General features: G+C 74.0%; 20 protein-coding genes. 7 read left to right on the forward strand and 13 right to left on the reverse strand.

Features of this window, described 5'->3' with window-relative positions; translation table 11 throughout:
• Positions 1-32: 32 nt before the first annotated feature.
• Genes ACI79P_RS01880 through ACI79P_RS01890 form a run of 3 tightly spaced genes read right to left on the reverse strand, consistent with a single transcriptional unit; the run spans position 33 to position 2,488 of the window.
• Positions 33-455, reverse strand: coding sequence for a hypothetical protein (locus ACI79P_RS01880; protein WP_456579346.1), 423 nt, complete (start codon positions 453-455; stop codon positions 33-35).
• Between the two features lie 3 nt (positions 456-458).
• Positions 459-1,676 carry a DUF885 domain-containing protein gene (locus tag ACI79P_RS01885; RefSeq protein ID WP_456579347.1) on the reverse strand — a complete coding sequence of 406 codons (1,218 nt, stop codon included), beginning with the start codon at positions 1,674-1,676 and terminating at the stop codon, positions 459-461.
• Between the two features lie 23 nt (positions 1,677-1,699).
• Positions 1,700-2,488, reverse strand: a complete 789-nt coding sequence (locus tag ACI79P_RS01890) for an isoprenyl transferase (RefSeq protein WP_456579348.1) — start codon at positions 2,486-2,488, stop codon at positions 1,700-1,702.
• Positions 2,489-2,608: 120 nt separating this feature from the next.
• Here ACI79P_RS01890 and trhA point away from each other — a divergent pair, with 120 nt between their 5' ends.
• Positions 2,609-3,421: a PAQR family membrane homeostasis protein TrhA gene (gene trhA / locus ACI79P_RS01895; RefSeq protein WP_456579349.1), complete on the forward strand. Its 813-nt coding sequence runs from the start codon at positions 2,609-2,611 to the stop codon at positions 3,419-3,421.
• 200 nt (positions 3,422-3,621) lie between these two features.
• Here trhA and ACI79P_RS01900 read toward each other — a convergent pair whose 3' ends face one another.
• On the reverse strand, positions 3,622-4,872 hold the full coding sequence (locus ACI79P_RS01900) for a geranylgeranyl reductase family protein (RefSeq protein WP_456579350.1): 1,251 nt from the start codon (positions 4,870-4,872) through the stop codon (positions 3,622-3,624).
• Positions 4,873-4,891: 19 nt separating this feature from the next.
• Entirely contained in the window at positions 4,892-5,386 is a 495-nt protein-coding gene (locus ACI79P_RS01905; RefSeq protein ID WP_456579351.1) for a hypothetical protein, read from the reverse strand.
• A 270-nt stretch (positions 5,387-5,656) separates the two neighbouring features.
• Here ACI79P_RS01905 and ACI79P_RS01910 point away from each other — a divergent pair, with 270 nt between their 5' ends.
• A complete protein-coding gene (locus ACI79P_RS01910) occupies positions 5,657-6,121 on the forward strand; it encodes a Fur family transcriptional regulator (RefSeq protein ID WP_456579352.1) in 465 nt (154 codons plus the stop codon).
• A complete protein-coding gene (gene katG, locus ACI79P_RS01915; protein ID WP_456579353.1) occupies positions 6,118-8,340 on the forward strand; it encodes a catalase/peroxidase HPI in 2,223 nt (740 codons plus the stop codon). Before ACI79P_RS01910 ends, katG begins: the two co-directional genes overlap by 4 nt.
• Before the next feature lie 59 nt (positions 8,341-8,399).
• Here the strand turns inward: katG and ACI79P_RS01920 are convergent, their stop codons facing one another.
• The 3 genes from ACI79P_RS01920 to mca are packed head-to-tail and all read right to left on the reverse strand — an operon-like array spanning position 8,400 to position 10,461.
• On the reverse strand, positions 8,400-9,218 hold the full coding sequence (locus tag ACI79P_RS01920) for a discoidin domain-containing protein (RefSeq protein ID WP_456579354.1): 819 nt from the start codon (positions 9,216-9,218) through the stop codon (positions 8,400-8,402).
• A 47-nt stretch (positions 9,219-9,265) separates the two neighbouring features.
• On the reverse strand, positions 9,266-9,577 hold the full coding sequence (locus ACI79P_RS01925) for a hypothetical protein (RefSeq protein WP_456579355.1): 312 nt from the start codon (positions 9,575-9,577) through the stop codon (positions 9,266-9,268).
• Entirely contained in the window at positions 9,574-10,461 is an 888-nt protein-coding gene (gene mca, locus ACI79P_RS01930) for a mycothiol conjugate amidase Mca (protein ID WP_456579356.1), read from the reverse strand. Before mca ends, ACI79P_RS01925 begins: the two co-directional genes overlap by 4 nt.
• Before the next feature lie 247 nt (positions 10,462-10,708).
• Between mca and greA the strand changes: the two genes are divergently transcribed.
• Complete coding sequence (gene greA, locus ACI79P_RS01935; protein WP_456579357.1) at positions 10,709-11,212, forward strand: transcription elongation factor GreA; 504 nt, start codon at positions 10,709-10,711, stop codon at positions 11,210-11,212.
• Between the two features lie 7 nt (positions 11,213-11,219).
• Positions 11,220-11,552, forward strand: a complete 333-nt coding sequence (locus tag ACI79P_RS01940; RefSeq protein WP_456579358.1) for an RNHCP domain-containing protein — start codon at positions 11,220-11,222, stop codon at positions 11,550-11,552.
• A gap of 4 nt (positions 11,553-11,556) precedes the next feature.
• On the opposite strand, the gene ACI79P_RS01945 is transcribed toward ACI79P_RS01940, so the two are convergent.
• The 5 genes from ACI79P_RS01945 to ilvA all read right to left on the reverse strand — a co-directional run bounded on the left by ACI79P_RS01945 (position 11,557) and on the right by ilvA (position 17,914).
• Positions 11,557-12,483: a DUF5996 family protein gene (locus tag ACI79P_RS01945; protein WP_456579359.1), complete on the reverse strand. Its 927-nt coding sequence runs from the start codon at positions 12,481-12,483 to the stop codon at positions 11,557-11,559.
• Positions 12,484-12,598: 115 nt separating this feature from the next.
• Complete coding sequence (locus ACI79P_RS01950) at positions 12,599-14,662, reverse strand: M3 family metallopeptidase (RefSeq protein ID WP_456579360.1); 2,064 nt, start codon at positions 14,660-14,662, stop codon at positions 12,599-12,601.
• Between the two features lie 85 nt (positions 14,663-14,747).
• Complete coding sequence (locus ACI79P_RS01955; RefSeq protein ID WP_456579361.1) at positions 14,748-15,551, reverse strand: ABC transporter permease; 804 nt, start codon at positions 15,549-15,551, stop codon at positions 14,748-14,750.
• A complete protein-coding gene (locus ACI79P_RS01960; protein ID WP_456579362.1) occupies positions 15,548-16,552 on the reverse strand; it encodes an ATP-binding cassette domain-containing protein in 1,005 nt (334 codons plus the stop codon). The genes ACI79P_RS01955 and ACI79P_RS01960 overlap by 4 nt, the downstream gene beginning before the upstream one ends.
• 147 nt (positions 16,553-16,699) lie before the next feature.
• Complete coding sequence (gene ilvA, locus ACI79P_RS01965; RefSeq protein WP_456579363.1) at positions 16,700-17,914, reverse strand: threonine ammonia-lyase; 1,215 nt, start codon at positions 17,912-17,914, stop codon at positions 16,700-16,702.
• Positions 17,915-18,150: 236 nt separating this feature from the next.
• On the opposite strand from ilvA, the gene ACI79P_RS01970 reads away from it, so the two are divergent.
• On the forward strand, positions 18,151-19,614 hold the full coding sequence (locus tag ACI79P_RS01970) for a sigma 54-interacting transcriptional regulator (protein WP_456579364.1): 1,464 nt from the start codon (positions 18,151-18,153) through the stop codon (positions 19,612-19,614).
• Position 19,615: 1 nt separating this feature from the next.
• Complete coding sequence (locus tag ACI79P_RS01975) at positions 19,616-21,601, forward strand: VWA domain-containing protein (protein ID WP_456579365.1); 1,986 nt, start codon at positions 19,616-19,618, stop codon at positions 21,599-21,601.
• Positions 21,602-21,611: the final 10 nt, after the last annotated feature.

Here is a 21,611-nt window from a genome sequence, read left to right on the forward strand (position 1 = left end):
CCGGTTTCACCGAGGGCGTCAGCGCCGGCCGGTCACCACCGGTGGTCGGTGCCCTCGGGCCGCCGGCGCAGGGCCGGGCGCTCGACGGTGTCGGTCCGCTCCCCCGGCGGCGGCCGGTGCCGCGGGTCCTGCCGGCGCCGCCGCTCCTGCGCCCAGCCGTCGTCCTCGGGCCACCCGTCCTGTCCGGACCAGCGGTCGTCGGCCCACCTGTCGTGCTCGGGCCAGCGGTCGTCGGCCCGCCCCTCCTCCGGCCACTCGGCCGCCGCCCGCCGCCCGGCCCGCCCGCCGCGGCGGGGCCGCAGCGCCACCAGCGCCCAGAGGACCGGGACGACCAGCACCGGCCACTGCACCGCGGGGTCGCCGAACCGCACCATGCCCAGCACCAGGAGCAGGGCGAGCCAGCCCGCGGTCCAGAGCCCGAGGAACCGGGCCTGCGACGGCGAGCGGGCGGCCACGGGTCAGGCGGCCGGGATCTCGGCGGCGATCCGCTGCGGGGTGAGCGGCTCGTCGAGCAGGCGGACGAAGCGGTCGGCGACCGGCTGCCCGGCCGGGCGGGCGTCGAGCCAGCGCGTGAGGAGGTCGAAGCCCTCGACGTAGGTGGAGATGTAGGCCCGCCACAGCGGATCGGTGAGGAAGCGGATCTGCTGCCGGGCGCGTTCCGGGCTCACCAGCGCCCAGCGCTGCAGGTAGGCCGCCACCTCGTCGGCATCGGCGCCCCGGTCGTGCAGGAGCACCGCGGCGTCCTGCCGGACCCGGTTGAGCGGCGCGGCGGCGACAGCGATCCGCTCGGCCAGCGCACCGTCGAACCGCAGGCCGAGGTCCCCGAGGATCTCCTCCGACCACACCCCCCAGCCCTCGCCGATCGCCGCCGGGACGCCGAGGTCGGCCAGCCCCTCGGCCATGAGGCACTCGGGGGTGTTGACCAGGAACACGGTGTGCTCGGTGTGACCGGACCGCTCGACGAGCCCCTGCTCCTTGCGGCAGTGCTCGGTGTGGTGCCCCGGGTAGGACTCGTGGGCGACCAGGTGGGCGAGCTGCGAGAGCCGGTGCGGCAGGTCGGCGTTGATGGCGACCCGGGAGCGGTAGCCGCCCTCGTAGTAGTTGAAGCCCGACCACGGCTTGTCGGTGACCACCTCGTACCGGACGGTCTCGACCTCGGGGAGCCCGTACTGCCCGCGCACCCGGTCACGGAGGGCGCTCGACAGCGCCTGCACCGCGCGCTCGAGCCGGTCCGGCGGGCACTCCTCGCGGCGGCGGTGGGCGGCGTACCGCTCGGCCAGGGTGCCGTCGCCGGGCAGCAGGCGGTCCAGCTCCGCGTGGGCGGCGGCGTAGGCGGCCTCGTCACCCAGCTCGACGTCGACCTGGAAGTAGGCGCGCACCTCCTCGACGAAGCCGACCGGCTCGCCGCTCATCTTCCGCGCGCTGCACTCCAGGCCGGTCAGCTGGCCGCGCAGGAAGGCGGCGCGCTCCTCGGGGAGGGCGGCCGCGTCGAGCTCGCGCAGCAGCTCCCGGGCGCGGTCACGCAGCTGCCGCGGGGTCGGCGCCGGCTCGTCCTGGACCTGCGCCCGGATGCGCGGGTCACCGGTGTAGGCGTCGACGAAGCCGGCCTCCAGGCGGTCGAAGCGCAGCCCGAGCCGCACGTACTCCAGGGCGACGTCGAGGGCTCCCGCGGTCATGGCGGCCAGTCTCGCAGCCGCCGTCACCCGCCGAAGCGGCGGTGCCGGGCCGAGTAGTCGCGCAGCGCGCGCAGGAAGTCCACCCGGCGGAAGTCCGGCCAGTAGACGTCGGTGAAGTGGAACTCGGCGTTCGCCGTCTGCCACAGCAGGAAGCCCGACATGCGCTGCTCACCGCTGGTGCGGATCACCAGGTCGGGGTCGGGCTGGCCGCGCGTGTAGAGGTGCTCGGCGATGTGCTCGACGTCCAGCACCTCGACCAGCTCCTCCAGCGAGGTGCCGCGGGTGGCGTGCTCGCTCAGCAGCGAGCGGACGGCGTCGGCGATCTCCCGCCGCCCGCCGTAGCCGACGGCCAGGTTGACCGTCGCCCCCGGGCGGTGGCAGGTGTCGCGCTCGGCCTGCTCGAGGACGGCGACGGTGCGCGCCGGCAGCACCTCGCGCGCGCCCATGCTGCGGATCCGCCAACGCCGGCCCGGCCGCGACAGGTCCACGGCGACGTCCTCGATGATCGCCAGGAGCGCGTCGAGCTCGGACGCGGGCCGGCGCAGGTTGTCGGTGGAGAGCATGAACAGGGTGACCACCTGGACGCCGGCGTCGTCGCACCAGCCGAGCAGGTCGGCGATCTTGTCGGCGCCCCGGCGGTGCCCGTGCGCGACGTCCTCGAGCCCGATGGCCCGCGCCCACCGCCGGTTGCCGTCCATGATCACGCCCACGTGCCGCGGCACGTCCGCGCCGACCAACGCCCGCGCCAGCCGCCGCTCGTACACCTGGATGAGCGCGTCACGGACCCGCCGGCGCACCCCCACGACGGTCACCCTAGTTAACGGAGCGCGTCCTGCTCGCCACGCGCAGGTCGCGGCGAGCCTCGGGACGAGGACGTGCACGTCACAGCCCCAGCGGATGCCGCCACCGCCGCGCGTCCGTAGCCTCGGAGCATGACTGTCCCTCCCTCCGATCGACGAGCTGTACGGGTGGAGGCCGACGGTGCGGAGCTCGAGGCTCCCGCCGGGCAGGCGGTCGCGACCGTCGTCGCCGAGGGCGAACAGGTCGAGCAGACCTGGGACGCCAGCCACTTCGCCGACGCCGACTGGGAGCACCCCGACACCCGTCCCCGCGCACGCGGCTGGATCCACCTGTTCTCGTTCTTCGGCGCCATCGTGGCCGGCGCGGTGCTCGTCCCGCTGGCCTCCGCCCAGGGCGCCCGCGCGGGGTGGTCGGTGGCGGTCTACTGCCTGACCATCTGCGGGCTGTTCGGCATCAGCGCGCTCTACCACCGCCGGCGCTGGTCACCGCGCGGCTGGAAGATCATGAAGCGGCTCGACCACTCGATGATCTTCCTCTTCATCGCCGGCACCTACACGCCGTTCGCGCTGCTGGCCGTCGACCAGCCCACCGGCTTCTGGGTGCTCGGCCTCGTGTGGGCCGGGGCGCTGGCCGGTGTCACGCTCAAGATGACCTGGCCGACGGCGCCGCGCTGGGTGGGCGTGCCGCTCTACATCGGCCTGGGCTGGGTCGCGGTGTTCGTGCTCACCGACATCCTGCACATCGCCGGGGTCGCCTCGATGGTGCTGCTCGCCGTCGGCGGCGTGCTCTACACCCTGGGTGGCATCGCCTACGGCATCAAGAAGCCCAACCCGTGGCCGGAGACGTTCGGCTACCACGAGGTCTTCCACGCGATGACCGTCGTCGCGGCGCTCTGCCACTACATCGCGGTGTACTTCGCGGTGTACTCGAGTCCCTTTGTCTGACTCCGTCAGACACCGCGGCCAAGATCCGGTTCGGCCATGACATCGCGCTCCTCCGGACCGCACCGCGACCACGTGCCGTTCCCCCGTCGCACTGAGCGCGTCCCGTCGCCACTCGGGGGGAGCCTCCGGCCCCCCGCTCCTGACGACCGACGAGCCTCACCCGCCCTCGGGAGCCCTCCGGGCCCCGCTCGGCCGGGCGATCAGGAGAAGGGCTTGCGGTCGTCCAGGCGGACGGAGAGCTTCCCTGCGGTTCGCCAGAGGCGGGCGACGATGTCGCGGTCATCCTCGGTGACGAGGTTGCCCATGACCCGCAGCGCCACCGTCATCAGCGGCCGCGAACGCATGCCGACCGGGCCCGCCAGGGGCAGGAACCGCGGCACGGTGAGCAGCCCCGCCAGGCGCCGCGCGATGGAGAACGCCTCGCCGTAGTGCCGGCGCAGGGTCGCCGGCCACGCCGATGCCCAGTCGTCCTCGTCCAGCAGCCCCGCCAGCGTCCGGCCGGTCTCCAGCCCGTAGTCGATCCCCTCGCCGTTGAGCGGGTTCACGCAGCCGGCCGCATCCCCCACGAGCGCCCAGTTCCGGCCGGCCACACCCGACACGGCACCACCCATGGGCAGCAGCGCGGAGGTCACCTCCCGGACCGGCCCGTCCAGCTGCCACTCCGCGCGCCGCGACTCCGCGTAGAACTCCAGCAGCGCCTTGAGCTGCACCCCCGCGGGCCGGCGGGCGGTCGCGAGCGTGCCCACGCCCAGGTTGACCTCGCCCGCCTCCCGGCCCAGGGGGAAGACCCACCCGTAGCCCGACAGCAGCTCCCCCTCGGTGCCGCGCAGCTCCAGGTGGGAGCTGATCCACTCGTCGTCGCTGCGACCGGAGCGCACGTAGCTGCGCGCCGCCACCCCGTACGCGGTGTCGCGGTGCCACTCCCGGCCCAGCATCCGGCCCAGCGGCGAGCGGACGCCGTCGGCCACGACCAGCCGCCGGCAGCCGATCGTCCGCGTCTCGCCGTCGGCGCCCTCGAGCACCACCGCGCGCACCCGGTCGCCGTCGCGCTCGACGTCCACGGCCCGGGCGTCGTCCACCGGGAGGGCCCCGGCGTCGACCGCGACCTGGCGGATGCGCGCGTCCAGCTCGGTGCGGGGCACGGCGCTGCCGTGGTCGGGGAACGCGCCCCCGGGCCAGGGCAGCTCCCACTCCCGGCCGAAACCGGCGGCCCGCAGGCCGCGGTTGCGCGCCTTCGACCGCGCCCAGATCCCCAGGCCCAGGTGGTCCAGCTCGGCGATCGCCCGCGGGGTCAGCCCGTCACCGCAGGTCTTGTCCCGCGGGAAGACGGCGGCGTCCGCGAGGACGACGTCACGATCGGCCCGCGCCGCCCAGGCGGCGGCCGCGGAGCCGGCCGGGCCCGCTCCCACCACGAGGACGTCGGTGGCTGCGGGCAGGGCGTCGACGGGCACGGGGCCCAGTGTCCCCGAGCTACTGGGGCCCCCGGCGGCGGACCTCCTCGACCGAGGCCATCGCGTCGCGGAGCTCGGTCAGCCAGTCGTCGGCGTGCCGGCCCACGAGGCGGACCGCCCACGCCAGCGCCTCCGAGCGCGACCGGGCGACCCCGGCGTCGACGAGCGTGTCGAGCACCAGCCGCTCGGGCTGCCGGAGGCGGGTCATGACCGGCACGGACGCGTGGGTGAACAGCTGCCGGGTGTCCCCGCACACCGCTCCCCAGGCGACCGAGCGGCCGTAGCGCTCCTGCGCGGCGTCGGCGATCGCCATCCGGCGGCCCCGCGTCTCCTCGCGGAAGCGCTCGATCCGTCCTGCGCGGGCGGCGCCGGCGTCACCCTCCCCGGCCGCCGGCTCCTCCAGCGTGCCGACGACGGTGATCTCGTCGCGGTCCACGGTCAGCTCGACGGGGCCGGTGAACCAGTCGTCGGGCAGCCGTCCGGCGAACCAGCCGGCGACCTCCGTCCGGTCCACCGGAGGTGGGACGTCCTGGCCCCGCCCGCGGGGCCCGCGACCCCGGCCACGGCCGAAGCCGGGACCCAGCGGTGCGTCGGCGAAACGGTGTCCGTGCATGGCGACCTCCCGGTGCGCGTTGATTACACCGTTACACGGTAAGTCGGGTCGTCGTGCGCCGGTAGGGCCCGCGTTGCGCCGTCAGCGGACACCGCGCGCCCCCGTCGACACCCGTCCGAGATCACGTCCGGAAGACTGGATCGGATCAAGGAAAGCCGACAGGATGACCCGGTGCCCGACTCGGTGGAACTCGCGCACGACCTCCGGGCCGTGGGTCTGCGGGTGACCCGTCCGCGGCTGGCGGTCCTGGACGCCGTCCACGCGCACCCGCACCTCGACACCGACGCGCTGATCGCCGCGGCCCGCGCCCGGCTGGGGGCCGTCTCGCACCAGGCGGTCTACGACGTCCTGCGGGCCCTGACCGACAGCGGCCTCGTGCGGCGGATCCAGCCGCAGGGGTCGCTCGCCCGGTACGAGGCCCGCGTGGGCGACAACCACCACCACCTGGTCTGCCGCGACTGCGGCGCGATCGTCGACGTCGACTGCACCGTCGGCGCCGCCCCGTGCCTGACCCCGTCCGACGACGCCGGTTTCGTCATCGACGAGGCCGAGGTCGTCTTCTGGGGCCGCTGCCCCGCCTGCACCACCGCCCGACCCGCTCCCCGTTCCGCCCACCCCCAGGAAGGCACACCGTGAAGGACGAGACCAACAAGGTCGTCACCGACAGCACCAGCGAGAGCGAGAACCCGGCGATCCCCTCGCCGACGCAGGTCACCAACCGCCGTCCGCAGAGCAACCGGGACTGGTGGCCCAACCAGGTCGACCTGTCGGTGCTGAACAAGCCCTCGAAGGACTCCGACCCGCTGGGCGAGGACTTCGACTACCAGGCCGCCTTCGCCACGCTCGACGTCGAGGAGCTCAAGCGCGACGTCGCCCAGGTCATGCGCACGTCGCAGGACTGGTGGCCGGCGGACTGGGGCCACTACGGGCCGCTGTTCATCCGCATGTCGTGGCACGCGGCCGGCACCTACCGCATCGCCGACGGCCGCGGCGGTGGCGGCCAGGGCGCGCAGCGGTTCGCCCCGCTCAACAGCTGGCCGGACAACGCCAACTTGGACAAGGCCCGCCGCCTGCTGCTGCCGATCAAGCAGAAGTACGGCCGAAAGCTCTCCTGGGCCGACCTGCTGGTCCTGGCCGGCAACGTGGCCCACGACGACATGGGCCTGAAGACCTTCGGCTTCGCCTTCGGCCGCGAGGACAGCTGGCAGCCGCAGGAGGTCTTCTGGGGCCCGGAGGACACCTGGCTGGGCGACGAGCGCTACGCCGACAACGCCCCCCTCGACCTCGACGAGGGCCACCTCGCCGCCGTCACCATGGGGCTGATCTACGTCAACCCGGAGGGGCCGAAGGGCCAGCCCGACCCGGTCGCCTCCGCGCACGACATCCGCGTGACCTTCAACCGCATGGGCATGACCGACGAGGAGACCGTCGCGCTCATCGCCGGCGGCCACACGTTCGGCAAGACCCACGGCGCCGGCAACCCGGAGCTCATCGGCCCGGAGCCGGAGGGGTGCCCGGTGCACGGCAACGGCCTGGGCTGGATCAGCCAGCACGGCACCGGCAAGGGCGCCGACACCATCACCAGCGGTCTCGAGGGCGCCTGGACCCCGACGCCGACCACGTGGGACAACACCTACTTCGAGATGCTCTTCAGCTACGACTGGGAGCTCACCGAGAGCCCGGCGGGCGCCAAGCAGTGGCAGCCGTCGAACCCCGAGGCGCAGGAGCTCGTCCCCGACGCGCACATCGAGGGCAAGAAGAACCCGCCGATGATGGCGACCACCGACATCGCCCTCATCAAGGACCCCGCCTTCCGCGAGATCTCGGAGCGCTTCTACCGCGACCCCGAGTACTTCGCCGACCAGTACGCCCGCGCCTGGTTCAAGCTGCTGCACCGCGACCTGGGCCCCAAGACCCGCTACCTCGGCCCTGACGTGCCCGCCGAGGACCTCATCTGGCAGGACCCGGTGCCCGCGGTCGACCACGAGCTGGTGGGTGAGGCCGAGATCGCCGACCTCAAGCAGCGCCTGCTCTCCTCCGGGCTGACCGTGTCGCAGCTGGTGCACACCGCCTGGTCCGCGGCCGCCTCCTACCGGGGCACGGACAAGCGCGGCGGCGCCAACGGCGCCCGGCTGCGGCTCGAGCCCCAGATCGGCTGGGCGGTCAACGAGGGCGTCCGCGACGTCCTCCCGGTGCTCGAGCAGGTCAAGGCCGACTTCGAGCAGCAGACGGGCAGGAAGGTCTCGCTCGCCGACCTCATCGTCCTCGGCGGCAGCGCCGCCGTGGAGAAGGCCGCCGCGGACGCCGGCGTGCAGGTGACGGTGCCCTTCCACCCGGGTCGCACCGACGCCTCGCAGGAGCAGACGGACGTCGACAACTTCCGCTGGCTCGAGCCGCGGGCCGACGGCTTCCGCAACTGGATCGCACCGGGCAGCAAGCTGCAGCCGGAGACGCTCCTGGTCGACCGGGCGTACATGCTCGAGCTGACCGCCAAGGAGATGACCCTGCTCGTCGGTGGCCTCCGGGTCCTCGGCGCCACCACCGGCGGCGTCGGGCACGGCGTCTTCACCGACCGGCCGGGCGTGCTGTCGCAGGACTTCTTCCGCAACCTGCTCGACCTGGGCATCCAGTGGCGGACGTCGGTCGACACCGAGGGCGTCTACGAAGGTCTCGACGCCGACGGCAACGTGGTGCGCACCGCCACCGCCGCCGACCTGGTATTCAACTCGAACTCGATCCTGCGCGGGATCGTCGAGGTCTACTCGGCCGACGACGCGCAGGAGAAGTTCGTGCAGGACTTCGTCGCCGCGTGGGTGAAGGTCATGGAGCTCGACCGCTTCGACCTGCACGCCTGATCCGCCCCGCCGGACGCCCCGGCCCCCCTCGCGGGGGCCGGGGCGTCCGCGCGTGCGGGTCAGGGAGCCTCGTAGACCTCGATCTCCGCCGCACCGGTGTTGCCCCCGCTGGTCGTCCCGGCGTCGATCCGGAGGACCTGCCCGGTGAAGGCGGTGTCGTTCACGACGACGGCGGTGCCGGCCTCGAAGGGCCCGTAGGTGCGCCCGTCGTCGACGGTGACGGTGAACGTCTCGACGACCGCGGTGCCGTCGCTCATCGAGCGACTGCGCAGGGCCAGCCCCACGACGTCGACCGGCCGTCCCAGGTCCAGGGTGAGGGAGGCGTCGTCGCCGTCGCCCTCGCTGGACCACTCGGTGGCGAGGTCGCCGTCGACGGCGTTGGCCGCGGCGAAGGCCTCGGAGAACTCGGAGCTCACGTCGACGACCTCGGCGCCGAGCGCGGCGTTCGCGCCGGGCGCGGCGGCGACCTCCGCGGACGGCGTCCGGAAGCTCATCAGGTCGCTGCGGTAGAGGTTGCCGTCGGCGCCGGAGCCCTGGACCCGGTAGAAGTACTCGGTGCCGGGCTCGAGGCCGCGCATGACCGCCCGGTGGTCGGCGTGGGCGCCACCGCCCATGTCGGTGTCCGTGGCGATCCCGTCGCCGAGCGACTCGTCACGCCCGAACACCACCGCGCAGGCCATGTCGAGCGTCGTCGACACCTCCAGGGTCGCCGACGTGCCGGACGGGTCGGGAACCACGACCGGCGCCTCGACGAACACCTCCTCCGCCGCGCGCACCTCGGTGCCGGGGGACGCCGGAGCGGCGCAGCCGGCCAGGACGAGGACGGCGAGGGGCGCCAGGAGCAGCCGGCGCAGGGCGGGGGTCACATCCTGCGTCAACGGCCCGTCCGGGGTGCACGTTCCACCACCCCGGACGGGCCGACGGGTCAGCGCCGGTCGCCGTCCTCGCGCCGGGGCGGCTCGATCGCCAGCGGCGCGCGGCGCAGCGTGTCCAGGAGCTCCTGCCCCGGCTCGCGGTCCTCGTCCAGCCCGGCGGGCGAGTCGGGGACGACGACGCGGTCGGCCTCGTCGAAGCTGCGCGGCAGGCGCTTGAGGTGGCCGGTCATCGACTTCACCAGCAGGGCCGACGCGATCAGCAGCAGCACCAGCAGCAGCAGACCGAACGGGCCGGCCTTGCCGACGTCCTGGGGAGCCTGCTGCTGGGCGGCGGCGAGCACGCTCAGGGTCATCGCGGTCATCGGGCGGTCACCTCGCTGCGGATACCGGCGAACAGATCGTCCTCCGGGGTGGGCGTGTCGACCAGCGAGCGGGCCAGTTCGTAGTCCTCGGTGGGCCACACCTGCTGCTGGGTCTCCACCGGGCACGCGAACCAGCGCCCCAGCGGGTCGATCTGGGTGGCGTGCGCGATCAGCGCCGCGTCGCGCACCGGGAAGTACTCACCGCACGGGACGCGGGTGGTGACCCGGTGGGAGATGTCGTGTGCCGGGTCCCACTTCGCCAGCCACTCGGCGTACGGCGACTCCGAGCCGGTCGCCACGATGGCCTCGTGCAACGCCTTCGTGCGCGGCAGGGTGAAGCTCATGTGGTAGTAGAGCTTGCTCACCTGCCAGGGCTCGCCCAGCTCGGGGTAGCGGTCGGGGTCACCGGCGGCCTCGAAGGCGTGCACCGAGATCTCGTGGGTCTTGATGTGGTCGGGGTGCGGGTAGCCGCCGCGCTCGTCGTAGGTGGTCATCACCTGCGGCTTGAACCGCCGGATGAGCGCGACCAGCGGGGCCGCGGCCTCCTCCACCGGCACGAGGGCGAAGCAGCCCTCGGGCAGCGGGGGCAGCGGGTCGCCCTCGGGCAGCCCGGAGTCGACGAAGCCCAGGAACTCCTGCTCGATCCCGAGGATCTCGCGGGCCCGCGCCATCTCCTCGACCCGGATCTGCGGGAGCCGCTCCCACACCTCGGGCCGGTCCATCGCCGGGTTGAGCACCGAGCCGCGTTCGCCACCGGTGGCCGTCGCCACCATCACGCGGACGCCCTCGGCGACGTACTTCGCCATCGTGGCGGCGCCCTTGCTCGACTCGTCGTCCGGGTGGGCGTGCACGGCGAGCAGCCGCAACTGGTCGGGTTCGGTCACGCGCACAGTGTCCCTCGCCCGGCGGCGGTGGTGGCGGACGCCCACCCGGGTGTGGCCGACGACTCGCAGGTCAGCCACCCGTCCGCGCGGAACGTGTCGTCCGTCACGCCCCGGTCGGTTACCGTTCCGCACCAGCCACGACCGCCGCAGCGGTGCACCGGCCTGCGCCGCGGTGTTAGCTTGGCCGTTCGACCAGCGGCCGCTCCCACACGGGGGCGGCCTCCCGAGTTTTTCAGGAGTACCTCACGTGTCCACCCCCACTGACGAGCAGGACCAGGGCATCTGGCTGACCCAGGAGGCCCACGACCGGCTCAAGGCCGAGCTCGACCAGCTGGTGGCGAACCGCCCGGCGATGTCCGCCGAGATCAACGCCCGCCGCGAGGAGGGCGACCTCAAGGAGAACGGCGGCTACCACGCCGCCAAGGAGGAGCAGGGCAAGCAGGAGGGCCGGATCCGCCAGCTCACCGACCTGCTGCGCAAGGCCCGCGTCGGGGACGCCCCGAAGACGGCGACGAACGCCGCCCTGGGCACGGTCATCACCATCCGCTTCGCCGGCGACGACGACACCGAGAAGTTCCTGCTGGGCTCGCGGGAGATCGCCGGCACCACGGAGCTCACCGTCTACTCCCCCGAGTCGGCACTGGGCTCGGCGATCATGGGCGCGGCCCCCGGCACGTCGGTGACCTACCAGACGCCGAACGGCAAGGACATCACCGTCGAGGTCGTCGCGGTCGAGCCGTTCGTCCCCTGACCGACCGGTGAGCACGCCGCGCGCCCGCTCCCGGCGGGCGGAGAACACCGGCTTCCCGTGCGTGCACTGCAGCGCGCCGGTGCCGGCCAACACCGACGGGCACTACCGCAACCACTGCCCGTACTGCCTGTGGTCGCTGCACGTCGACGACCTGCCCGGCGACCGGGCGAGCGAGTGCCGGCAGCCCATGGAGCCCATCGGGCTGGTGGAGAAGTCGGGCAAGGGCTGGCAGGTGGTGCACCGCTGCACGGCGTGCGGCCACCGCCAGCCCAACCGGCTCGTGCGCGACGGCGCGGCCCCCGACGACCTGGACCTGGTCCTCTCGCTGCCCTGGCTGTGAGCGTTCAGCCGGCGAGGAGGGGGTCGGTGATCCCGTTCCGGCAGGCGAGGCCCTCGACGTCCCACCCCGCGCGGGTCGCGCCGGCCCGGTACGCCGCCTCGAGGAACGCCAGCACCGCCGCCTTCGGGTCGTCGGCCGAGCGCGCGGCGGCGTAGGGCAGCACGGCCAGGTGGCTGCCGTTGCGCTCGAGCCAGTAGGCGGTCCCGGGCAGCTCGGCCTCGGCCAGCCCGGCGGGCTCGGGCGCGGTGTAGGAGTAGAACGCCGGCTCCGGGAAGGTCGGGTCGCCGAACCAGAACCCGGAGCTGACCACCTCGCGGGAGTACGCCTCCCGGGTGACCGGGTCGGTGCCGTCGGCCGGTGTGACGACGCGGTCGGAGAACCGGGTGACGGCGATGTCGAACGTGTGCCAGAAGTGGTGCACCGGGCTGGTCTTGCCGGAGAACCGGCCGGCGAACTCCTCGAGGACGAGGTTCACCTGGCCGAGGACCTGCCAGTACCGGGTCACGGCGGCCGGGTCGTAGCTCGCGTGCTCGGTGTCCTGGGCGAAGGGCCGGTCGGAGTCCGGCAGGTCGAACGGACGGGCCTCGGCGATGTCGACGCCGCGCACCCCGACGGCGGCGAGGGCGTCCTGCAGCTCCCGGTGGAAGGACGCCACCGAGCGCCCGGCCATGCCGAAGGATGCCCGCCGCCCCTCGACCGTGGTGACGTCGACGCGGTGGTCGAGCAGGTCGAGGTCGACGGTGAAGGTCGGGTCGAGCCCCATCGGCCGCGTCGTGATCCCGCGGCCGGCGAGGTGGAAAGGGACGTGCCACCAGTGGTTGCGCCGCGGGCTCGCCAGCAGCCGGACCCGGCCGACCACCTGGGCGAACCGGTGCACCGTCGCCAGGGTGTCCGACCACCCGGCGTAGGGGATCGGCGGGAAGAGCTCCATCGGGTACCTCCAGGGACGGGCCGGGGCCCCGGCGGCAGCAGTCTGGCGCAGACCACGGCCCGGCACGACGTCGTGGACGACGGCGCCGGGCGCGCCGCCGTCCCCCGCACAGCGATCAGCCCACCGGGGCCAGCCCGCGCCGGCGCAGCAGTGGCGCCGGGTCGGCGTCCCGGCCCCGGACGGCGCGGAACGCGTCCAGCGGGTCCACCGAGCCGCCGACCGCGAGCAGCCGCTGCCGGAAGGCGTCGCCGTTCTCCCGGCGCAGGCCGCCGTTCTCCTTGAACCACTCGACCGTGTCGGCGTCGAGGACCTCCGACCAGATGTAGGAGTAGTAGCCGGCCGAGTAGCCGCCGGCGAAGACGTGCTGGAAGTAGGTGGTCCGGTAGCGCGGGGGCACGAGCTCTGATGCGACGCCGGCCGCCGCCAGGGCAGCCTGCTCGAACTCGACCGGATCACCCACCTCGGTCTCCGGGGTGAGGCGGTGCCAGGCCTGGTCCAGGAGGGTGGCGGCCAGGTACTCGAGGGTCGCGAAGCCCTCGCCCCACAGCCGGGCGGCGTCGATCGCCTCGACGACGGACGCCGGCAGCGGCTCGCCGGTGTCGACGTGCCTGGCGTAGTGGGCGAGCACCTCGGGCCAGAGCGCCCACATCTCGTTGACCTGGCTGGGGAACTCGACGAAGTCCCGCGGCACCGCGGTGCCGGCGAAGCGCGGGTAGGTGACGGCCGAGCTCAACCCGTGCAGGGCGTGGCCGAACTCGTGGAAGAGCGTGTTGACCTCGTCCAGGGTCAGCAGCGTCGGGCGGCCGGCCGGCGCCCGGGTGACGTTGAGGTTGTTGACGACGACCGGGCGGGTGCCCAGCAGCCCCGACTGGCGCACGAAGGAGCTCATCCACGCCCCGCCGCGCTTGCCCTCGCGGGCGAAGAAGTCACCCAGGTAGAGCCCCACCTCGGCGCCGTCGGCGTCACTGACCTCCCAGACGCGGACGTCGGGGTGGTAGCCGGCGAGGTCCGGCCGCGGGCTGAACCGGTACCCGTACAGCAGCTCGGCCGCCCGGAAGACGCCGTCGACCAGCACCCGGTCCAGCTCGAACCACGGCCGCAGCGCGGTGGTGTCGACGGCGTACCGCTCGGCGCGCACCCGCTCGCTGTAGAACGCCCAGTCCCAGGCGGCGAGCTCGACCCCGTCACGACCGGCCAGCTCGCGCAGCACCTCGGCCTCGGCCCCGGCGTTGGCCACCGACGCCGGGACCATGGAGGCGAGCATCCCGTCGACCGCCGCGGTGGTGCGCGCGGTGGAGTCGGCGAGCACCAGGTCGGCGTGGGTGTCGAAGCCGAGCAGCCGGGCCCGCTCGGCGCGCAGCCGGGCGATGCGCTCGGCGACCGGCCGGTTGTCGTGCTCGCCCGCCGACGCCCGGCCGACCGAGGCCTCGAACACCCGGCGCCGCAGCTCCCGGTTCCGCAGCTTGGCCAGTACCGGCTGCCCGGTCGGCAGCACGAGGGTCAGCAGGTAGCCGTCGAGGCCGCGATCGGTGGCCGCACGCGCCGCGGCGGCGACCTCCTCCTCGCTCAGCCCGTCGAGCTCGGCGGCGTCCGCCACCCGCACCGCCGCCGCCTCGGTGGCCAGCTGCAGGTTCTGCCCGAACGTCGTCGACAGCCCGGAGAGCTGCTGGTTGAGCTCCCCGAGCCGCGCCCGGCCCGCCTCGTCCAGGCGGGCACCGGCGAGCACGAAGTCGAGGTGGTACCGCTCCACGAGCCGCACCGACTCCGCATCGAGGCCGGCGGTCTCCCGCGCGCCGTGCACGGCGTCGATGCGGGCGAAGAGCGCCGGATCCAGCCGGAGCGCGTCGTCGTGGGCAGCGGCGAGCGGGGCGATCTCCCGCTCGATCTCCCGCAGCCGGGGCGTCGCGACCGAGGAGGAGAGGTTGCCGAACACCGACCAGGCGCGGTCCAGCAGCGCCCCGGAGCGCTCCAGGGTCACGACGGTGTTCTCGAAGGTCGGCTCCTCGGCCGAGGCCAGCAGCGCCGCCACCTCCCGGCGCTGCTCGGCCATCCCCGCCAGCAGCGCCTCCCGGCAGTGCTCGAGGGTCAGGTCGGCGAAGGGCGGCAGCCGGAACGGCAGCTCCGACGGCGCGGCGAGCGGGTTGTCGGTGGACAGGGCGGGGGTGGGCTCGGCGCTCATCGGTCGCCAGTCTCCACCCCCGCCCCGTCCCGCCGCCGGGGCGACCGCGTGCGTGCCGCCGTCGGGTGGCCGCGGACCCGGTTCCTCAGCGGCTGGCGGTCCGCTTGTAGATGCTGACCGATATCGGGATGAACGCAGCGAGCAGGACCGCCGACCAGATGAGCGTGTAGAGCACAGGGTGCTGCAGCGACCAGGCACCGGATGCCTCCAGCACCGGCGCCGTGTTGCCGAACAGCTCCCGTGCCGCCTGCACGACCGCCGACACCGGGTTCCAGTCGGCGATCCACTTCAGCACCGTCGGGAAGTTGTTCGTCGGGACGAAGGTGTTGGCGATGAAGGTGAGCGGGAAGATCACGATGAAGCTGGCCTGCTGCACCACCTCCGGGGTCCGAACCAGCAAGCCGACGGTCGCCATCAGCCAGCTCATGGCGTAGGCGAACAGCAGCAGCAGCGCGAACCCGGCCAGCGCCTCGCCGATCGACGACCGGATCCGCCACCCCACGACCAGCCCCGTGACGCCCATGACGACGATGGACAGCGCGTTGAGCGCGAGGTCGGCGACGGTGCGGCCGACCAGCACCGCGGACGGCGCCATCGGCAGGGACCGGAACCGGTCGATCAGCCCCTTCTGCAGGTCCTCGGCCAGGCTTGCGCCGGTGATCGTGCTCCCGAAGACGATGGTCTGCGCGAAGATCCCGGGCAGCAGGAACTCGGCGTAGCTGATGCCCTCGATGGGGATGGCGCTGCCGAACACGTAGCGGAACAGCAGCACGAACATGATCGGCGACAGCGTGGCGAAGACGATCAGTTCCGGGACCCGCCGGACCTTGACCAGGTTGCGGCGGGTGATCGTCAGGCCGTCCTCGACGGCGACGGACAGCGAGCTCATCGGTCACTCCCCACGATCGCGTCCGCGGGCGCTCCTGCTTCCTCGCCGGACTCGCCGCCGTCGTCGGCGACCCGCCCGGTCAGGGCCAGGAAGACGTCGTCCAGGTCGGGCCGGCGCAGGCCGACGTCGAAGATCTCGGCGGTGCCGCCGTCCAACCGGCGCAGCGCCTCGGCGAGGACCTCCGCGCCGCCGCTGACCGGCAGCGAGAGCCGCCGGGCCTGCACGTCGACGACCGGGGCGTCGACGGCGAGGGGGCGCAGCCGCTCCACCATGCCGGGCAGCACGGCGGCGTCGGTCACGGTGAACTCCAGCCGCTGGCCGCCGACCTGCGCCTTGAGCTCGTCGGCGGTGCCGCGGGCGATGACCCGGCCGTGGTCGATCACCACCATCCGGTCGGCCAGCCGGTCGGCCTCCTCGAGGTATTGCGTGGTGAGCAGGATCGTCGTCCCGCCGTCGGCGAGCTCGGCGATGAACTCCCACATGGCCAGCCGGCTGCGCGGGTCGAGACCGGTGGTCGGCTCGTCGAGGAACAGCACCGGCGGGCGGTTGATCAGGGAGGCCGCGATGTCCAGCCGGCGGCGCATGCCGCCGGAGTAGGTCTTCGCCGGACGGTTGGCCGCGCCCGAGAGGTCGAAGCGCTCCAGCAGCTCACCGGCCCGCTTGCGCGCCTCGGCCTTGCCGAGCCGGTACAGCCGCCCGACCATCTCCAGGTTCTCGAAGCCGGTGAGGTACTCGTCGACCGCCGCGTACTGGCCGGTCAGCCCGATCGCCGCCCGCACCCGGTCCGCCTCGCTCGCGACGTCGAGCCCCACCACCTCCGCCCGCCCCGCGTCGGCGGTGAGGAGCGTGGTCAGGATGCGCACCACCGTCGTCTTCCCCGCGCCGTTCGGGCCGAGCAGCCCGAGCACCGACCCCTCGGCGACGGTCAGGTCCACTCCGTCGAGCGCGGTGGTGGCGCCGAAGCGCTTGACCAGCCCCTCGACGACGATCGCGTCGGTCATGGCGCGGACGCTAGGCCCGCCCACCGACAGATCTCGACCGGTTTTCCCGATGGCATGCACACCCGTGCTCCTCCTCGCTCGCGCGCCCCGCGCGGTGCGAGGTCAGGAGTAGGACCGGAGGCGCCCGGCGGACTCATCGGTCCGCGACTACTCCGGCGTGACGGCGTACCCGGCCCCGCGCAGGGCCGCGATCACCTCGCCGGCGTGCACCGGCCCGCGGGTCTCGACGACGACGAAGACCTCCACCTCGCCGATGCCCAGCCGCGTCGAGGTCCGCTCGTGCTCGACCTCCTGCACGTTGGCGCCGGCCGCCGCGAGCTCGGCCAGGACGGCGGCCAGCGAACCCGGGCGGTCGGGGACGCGCAGCCGCAGCGAGAGGTACCGGCCGGCCGCCGCCATGCCGTGCTGCACGACCTTGAGCAGCAGCACCGGGTCGATGTTGCCGCCGGAGACGACGGCGACCAGCGGCGGCTCGAAGGCCCGCGGGTCGGCCAGCACCGCGGCCACCGCGGCCACCCCGGCCGGCTCGACGACCATCTTCGCGCGCTCCAGGCAGAACAGCAGGGCCCGCGACAGGTCCTCCTCGCTGACCGTGCAGACCTCGTCGACCAGGCCCTGGACGTGGGCGAAGGTCAGGTCGGTGGGGCGGGGGACGGCGATCCCGTCGGCCATCGTGGACATGCTCTCCAGCGCGACCGGCCGGCCGGCGGCCAGCGAGCCCGGGAAGGCGGCGGCCTCCTCGGCCTGCACGGCCACCACCCGGACGTCGGGGCGGCGCTCCTTGACCACGGCCGCGACGCCGGAGACCAGCCCGCCGCCGCCGGCGCAGACCAGCACGGTCGCGGCCTCGGGGCACTCCTCGAGGACCTCGAGCCCGACGGTGCCCTGCCCGGCGATCACGTCCGGGTGGTCGAAGGGGTGGATGAAGACCGCGCCGGTGCGCTCGGCGTGCTGGGCGGCGGCGAGCAGCGGCTCGGCCAGCGACTGCCCGAGCATCTCGATGTGGGCGCCGTAGGCGCGGGTGGCCGCCACCTTGGGCAGCGGCGCGCTCTCGGGCATGTACACCGTCGCCCGCGCGCCGAGCAGCCGGGCGGCCAGCGCCACCCCCTGGGCGTGGTTGCCCGCGCTGGCGGCGACGACGCCGCGGGCCCGCTCCTCGTCGGTGAGCCGAGCGATCCGGGTGTAGGCGCCCCGGATCTTGAACGAGCCGGTGCGCTGGAGGTTCTCGCACTTCAGCCAGACGGGGCCGCCCACCAGGTCGGCCAGGCCGCGCGAGTGCTCCAGCGGGGTGCGGCGGACGACGCCGGCGAGCAACTCCGCCGCCGCCGCGACGTCGGCAGCGGTGACCAGGGGAACCGACATGGGCGAGATCATCGCAGTGCCAGGACTCGGCGAGGTCACGGCGAGTGGGCCGCGGAGGTGCGACGGAGCGGCTCCGCGAAAGTCGGGACGGCAACTGGCCGCGGTGTCGCGCCGAGTGGGCCCCGGAGGGGTCCGCGCAGGCACGACGAAACGGCTCAGCGCAGCAGGGGAACGGAAATTGATCGCGGTGTCGTCCGGAGGACGACAAGGTGCGCAGTCGTCGTACCGTGGCTGAGGTGACGGACACCCCCGCACCGGCATCCCCCTCCCCCGCACCCACGACCCTCGGCGAGCTCCGGGCGACCGGCGTCACCGCCCGTCCCGTCAAGGCCGAGATCCGCGCCAACCTGCTCGCCCGCCTGGCCGCCGGCGAGCCCTCCCTGCCCGGAATGGTCGGCTTCGAGGACACCGTCCTGCCCGAGGTGGAGCGGGCCCTCATCGCCGGGCACGACCTCGTCCTGCTGGGTGAGCGAGGCCAGGGCAAGACCCGGCTGATCCGCACGCTCGTGGGCCTGCTCGACGAGTGGACCCCGGTGCTGGTCGGCAGCGAGCTGAACGAGCACCCGCTGCACCCGATCAGCGTGTGGGCGCACCGGCAGATCGCCGAGCACGGTGACGCCACCCCGGTCGGCTGGCTGCACCGCAGCGAGCGGTTCGGCGAGAAGCTGGCGACGCCGGACACCAGCGTCGGCGACCTCATCGGCGACGTCGACCCGATCAAGGTCGCCGAGGGCCGCACGCTGGGAGACCCCGAGACCGTGCACTACGGCCTCGTCCCCCGCACCAACCGCGGCATCTTCAGCGTCAACGAGCTGCCCGACCTCGCCGAGCGCATCCAGGTCGCGCTGCTCAACGTGCTGGAGGAGCGCGACATCCAGATCCGCGGCTACCGCGTCCGGCTGCCGCTGGACCTGCTGCTCGTCGCCAGCGCCAACCCCGAGGACTACACGAACCGCGGCCGGATCATCACCCCGCTGAAGGACCGCTTCGGCGCCGAGGTCCGCACCCACTACCCGGTCGAGCTCGCCGACGAGATCCGGCTGCTCGAGCAGGAGGCCGAGGTCAGCTGGCCGACGGCGTTCGGCGCGGACCACCTCGCCCGGCCCGTCGTCCCGGCGCACCTGGTCGAGATCGTCGCGCGGTTCACCCGGCTGGTCCGCGAGTCCAGCCACGTCGACCAGCGCTCCGGCGTCAGCGCGCGCTTCGCCATCGCCGGGCTGGAGACGGTCGCGGCCTCCGCCGTCCGCCGGGCCGCCGTCGCCGGGGAGACCCGGCCGGTGGCGCGGGTCGTCGACCTGCCGAGCGTCGTCCCGGCCAGCCGCGGCAAGGTCGAGTTCGCCGACGCGGGCAGCGACCCGGACGACGACCGCGAGCTGGAGATCCTCGAGCACCTGCTGCGCCAGGCCACCGCGCAGACCTTCCGCGCGCGGTGCGCGGGCCTGGACCTCACCGGCCTGCAGCAGCACTTCACCGGCGGGGAGACCGTCGAGTCCGGCGACCTCGTCCCGGCCCCGGCCCTGCTGGGGCAGCTGGGGACCGTGCCGCGCCTGGCCGAGCTGCTCGGCCGGCTGGGGGTTCCCGAGGGCGACCAGTCCGCCGAGCAGGCCGCGGCCGCCGTGGAGTTCGCCCTGGAGGGGCTGCACCTGACCCGCCGGCTGGCGAAGGACACCGACGGCGGCCGCACCGTGTACGGGGCCTGAGGTGGGCACGCGCCGCCCCCGCGGCTACCGGTACGGCGAGTGGCGGGGCGGCCCCGACCCGCTGGCCCCGCCCTACGACCTCGGCGACGCCGTCGACGAGATCGGCGACTCGGTGCTCGACGGCAGCGGCGTCCGGGAGGCGCTGCGGGAGCTGCTGCGCCGCGGCACCCAGGGCCGGCGCGGCCTCGACGAACTGCGCCGGCAGGTGCGCGACCGGCTCCGGCAGGCCCGCACGGCCGGCCGGATGGACGGCACGCTGCAGGAGGTGCGGGAGCTGCTCGACCGCGCCGTGCAGGCCGAGCGGCGGGAGCTGTTCCCCGACCCGGACGACATGGCCCGGCTCAAGGAGGCCGAGCTCGACGCGCTGCCCGAGGACACCGCCGGCGCCGTCCGCGCGCTCAAGGACTACGACTGGCGCTCGGAGGAGGGCCGGCAGGCCTACGAGCAGATCCAGGACCTGCTCCGCCGCGAGGTGCTCGACAGCTCCTTCGCGTCGATGAAGCAGGCGCTGGAGAACGCCACCGAGCAGGACATGCAGGCGGTCAAGGACATGGTCGCCGACCTCTCCCGGCTGGTCGACGCGCACAACCGCGGCGAGGACACCGACCAGCAGTTCGCCGACTTCATGGAGAAGCACGGCCAGTTCTTCCCCGAGAACCCGGAGTCGGTCGAGGAGCTGATCGACTCGCTGGCCCGCCGGGCCGCCGCGCAGCAGCGGATGATGGCCGGCCTCTCCCCCGAGCAGCGGGCCGAGCTCGCCGGCCTCATGGCCCAGACGATGGAGGACATGGGTCTGGCCAGCGAGATGGCCCACCTCTCCGACGCGCTGCGCCAGGCCCGCCCCGACCTGCCATGGGGCCAGCGCGGCCAGGTGCCCGACGGCGAGCAGTCGCTCGGGATGGGCGACGCCACCACCGCCGTCGCGGAGCTGGCGGACCTGGAGGCGCTGTCCAACCAGCTCTCGCAGGGGTACGCCGGGGCGTCGCTGGCCGACGTCGACGAGGAGCTGCTGGAGCGCGCGCTGGGCCGCTCGGCGGCCGACGACCTGGCCGCGATGCGCCAGCTGGAGCGGGAGCTGGAGCGGCAGGGCTACCTCAACCGGTCCGGCGGCACGCTGGAGCTCTCGCCGAAGGCGGTCCGCCGGCTGGGCGCCACCGCGCTGCGCCGGGTGTTCGCGAAGCTCGACGCCACCGGCCGCGGGGAGCACGACGTCGCCGACGCCGGGGCGGCCGGGGAGCTCACCGGCGCCTCGCGGGACTGGCGCTTCGGCGACGAGCAGCCGCTGGACGTCGTCCGCACGGTCCGCAACGCCGTGCTGCGGACGGCGGGCGTCCCCCGCCCCGGCGGCGAGCGCCGGGTCCGCATCGCCGTCGAGGACTTCGAGGTGGTGGAGACCGAGCGGCGGACCGGCGCCGCGGTCGCCCTGCTGGTCGACCTCTCCTACTCCATGGCGCTGCGCGGCACGTGGGGTGCGGCGAAGTCGACGGCGATGGCGCTGCACTCGCTGGTGACCACCCGGTTCCCGCAGGACGCCATCGAGATCATCGGCTTCTCCTCCACCGCGCAGGTGCTGCGGCCCGAGACGCTCGCGGAGCTCTCCGTCGACACCCTGCAGGGCACCAACCTGCAGCACGGGCTCATGCTGGCGCGGCGGTTCCTCGCCCGGCACCGGGACGCCGAGCCGGTGGTCCTGGTGGTCACCGACGGCGAGCCGACCGCCCACCTGGAGGACGACGGGACGCCGTTCTTCTGCTGGCCGCCGATGCCCGAGACGATCGCCCGCACCGTCGCCGAGGTGGAGCGCGTCGCCCGGTCGGGGGCCACGGTGAACGTCTTCGCCCTCGACCCCGACCCGGGGCTGGTCCACTTCGTGCACGACCTGACCCAGCGGGCCGGGGGGCGGGTGTTCGAGCCGGACGCGGACCGGCTGGGCGAGTACGTCGTGGCCGACTACCTGCGCACCCGGCGGGGACGACGCGTCCGCTGAGGCCCCCGGG

Source organism: Blastococcus sp. SYSU DS0510, from assembly GCF_054050835.1.

Coding starts and splice junctions, on each gene's coding strand:
- ACI79P_RS01885 (WP_456579347.1), bottom strand. CDS start 1,676: ATGACCGCGGGAGCCCTCGACGTCGCCCTGGAGTACGTGCGGCTCGGG.
- trhA (WP_456579349.1), top strand. CDS start 2,609: ATGACTGTCCCTCCCTCCGATCGACGAGCTGTACGGGTGGAGGCCGAC.
- ACI79P_RS01925 (WP_456579355.1), bottom strand. CDS start 9,577: ATGACCGCGATGACCCTGAGCGTGCTCGCCGCCGCCCAGCAGCAGGCT.
- ACI79P_RS01945 (WP_456579359.1), bottom strand. CDS start 12,483: ATGGAGCTCTTCCCGCCGATCCCCTACGCCGGGTGGTCGGACACCCTG.
- ACI79P_RS01950 (WP_456579360.1), bottom strand. CDS start 14,662: ATGAGCGCCGAGCCCACCCCCGCCCTGTCCACCGACAACCCGCTCGCC.
- ACI79P_RS01955 (WP_456579361.1), bottom strand. CDS start 15,551: ATGAGCTCGCTGTCCGTCGCCGTCGAGGACGGCCTGACGATCACCCGC.
- ACI79P_RS01960 (WP_456579362.1), bottom strand. CDS start 16,552: ATGACCGACGCGATCGTCGTCGAGGGGCTGGTCAAGCGCTTCGGCGCC.
- ilvA (WP_456579363.1), bottom strand. CDS start 17,914: ATGTCGGTTCCCCTGGTCACCGCTGCCGACGTCGCGGCGGCGGCGGAG.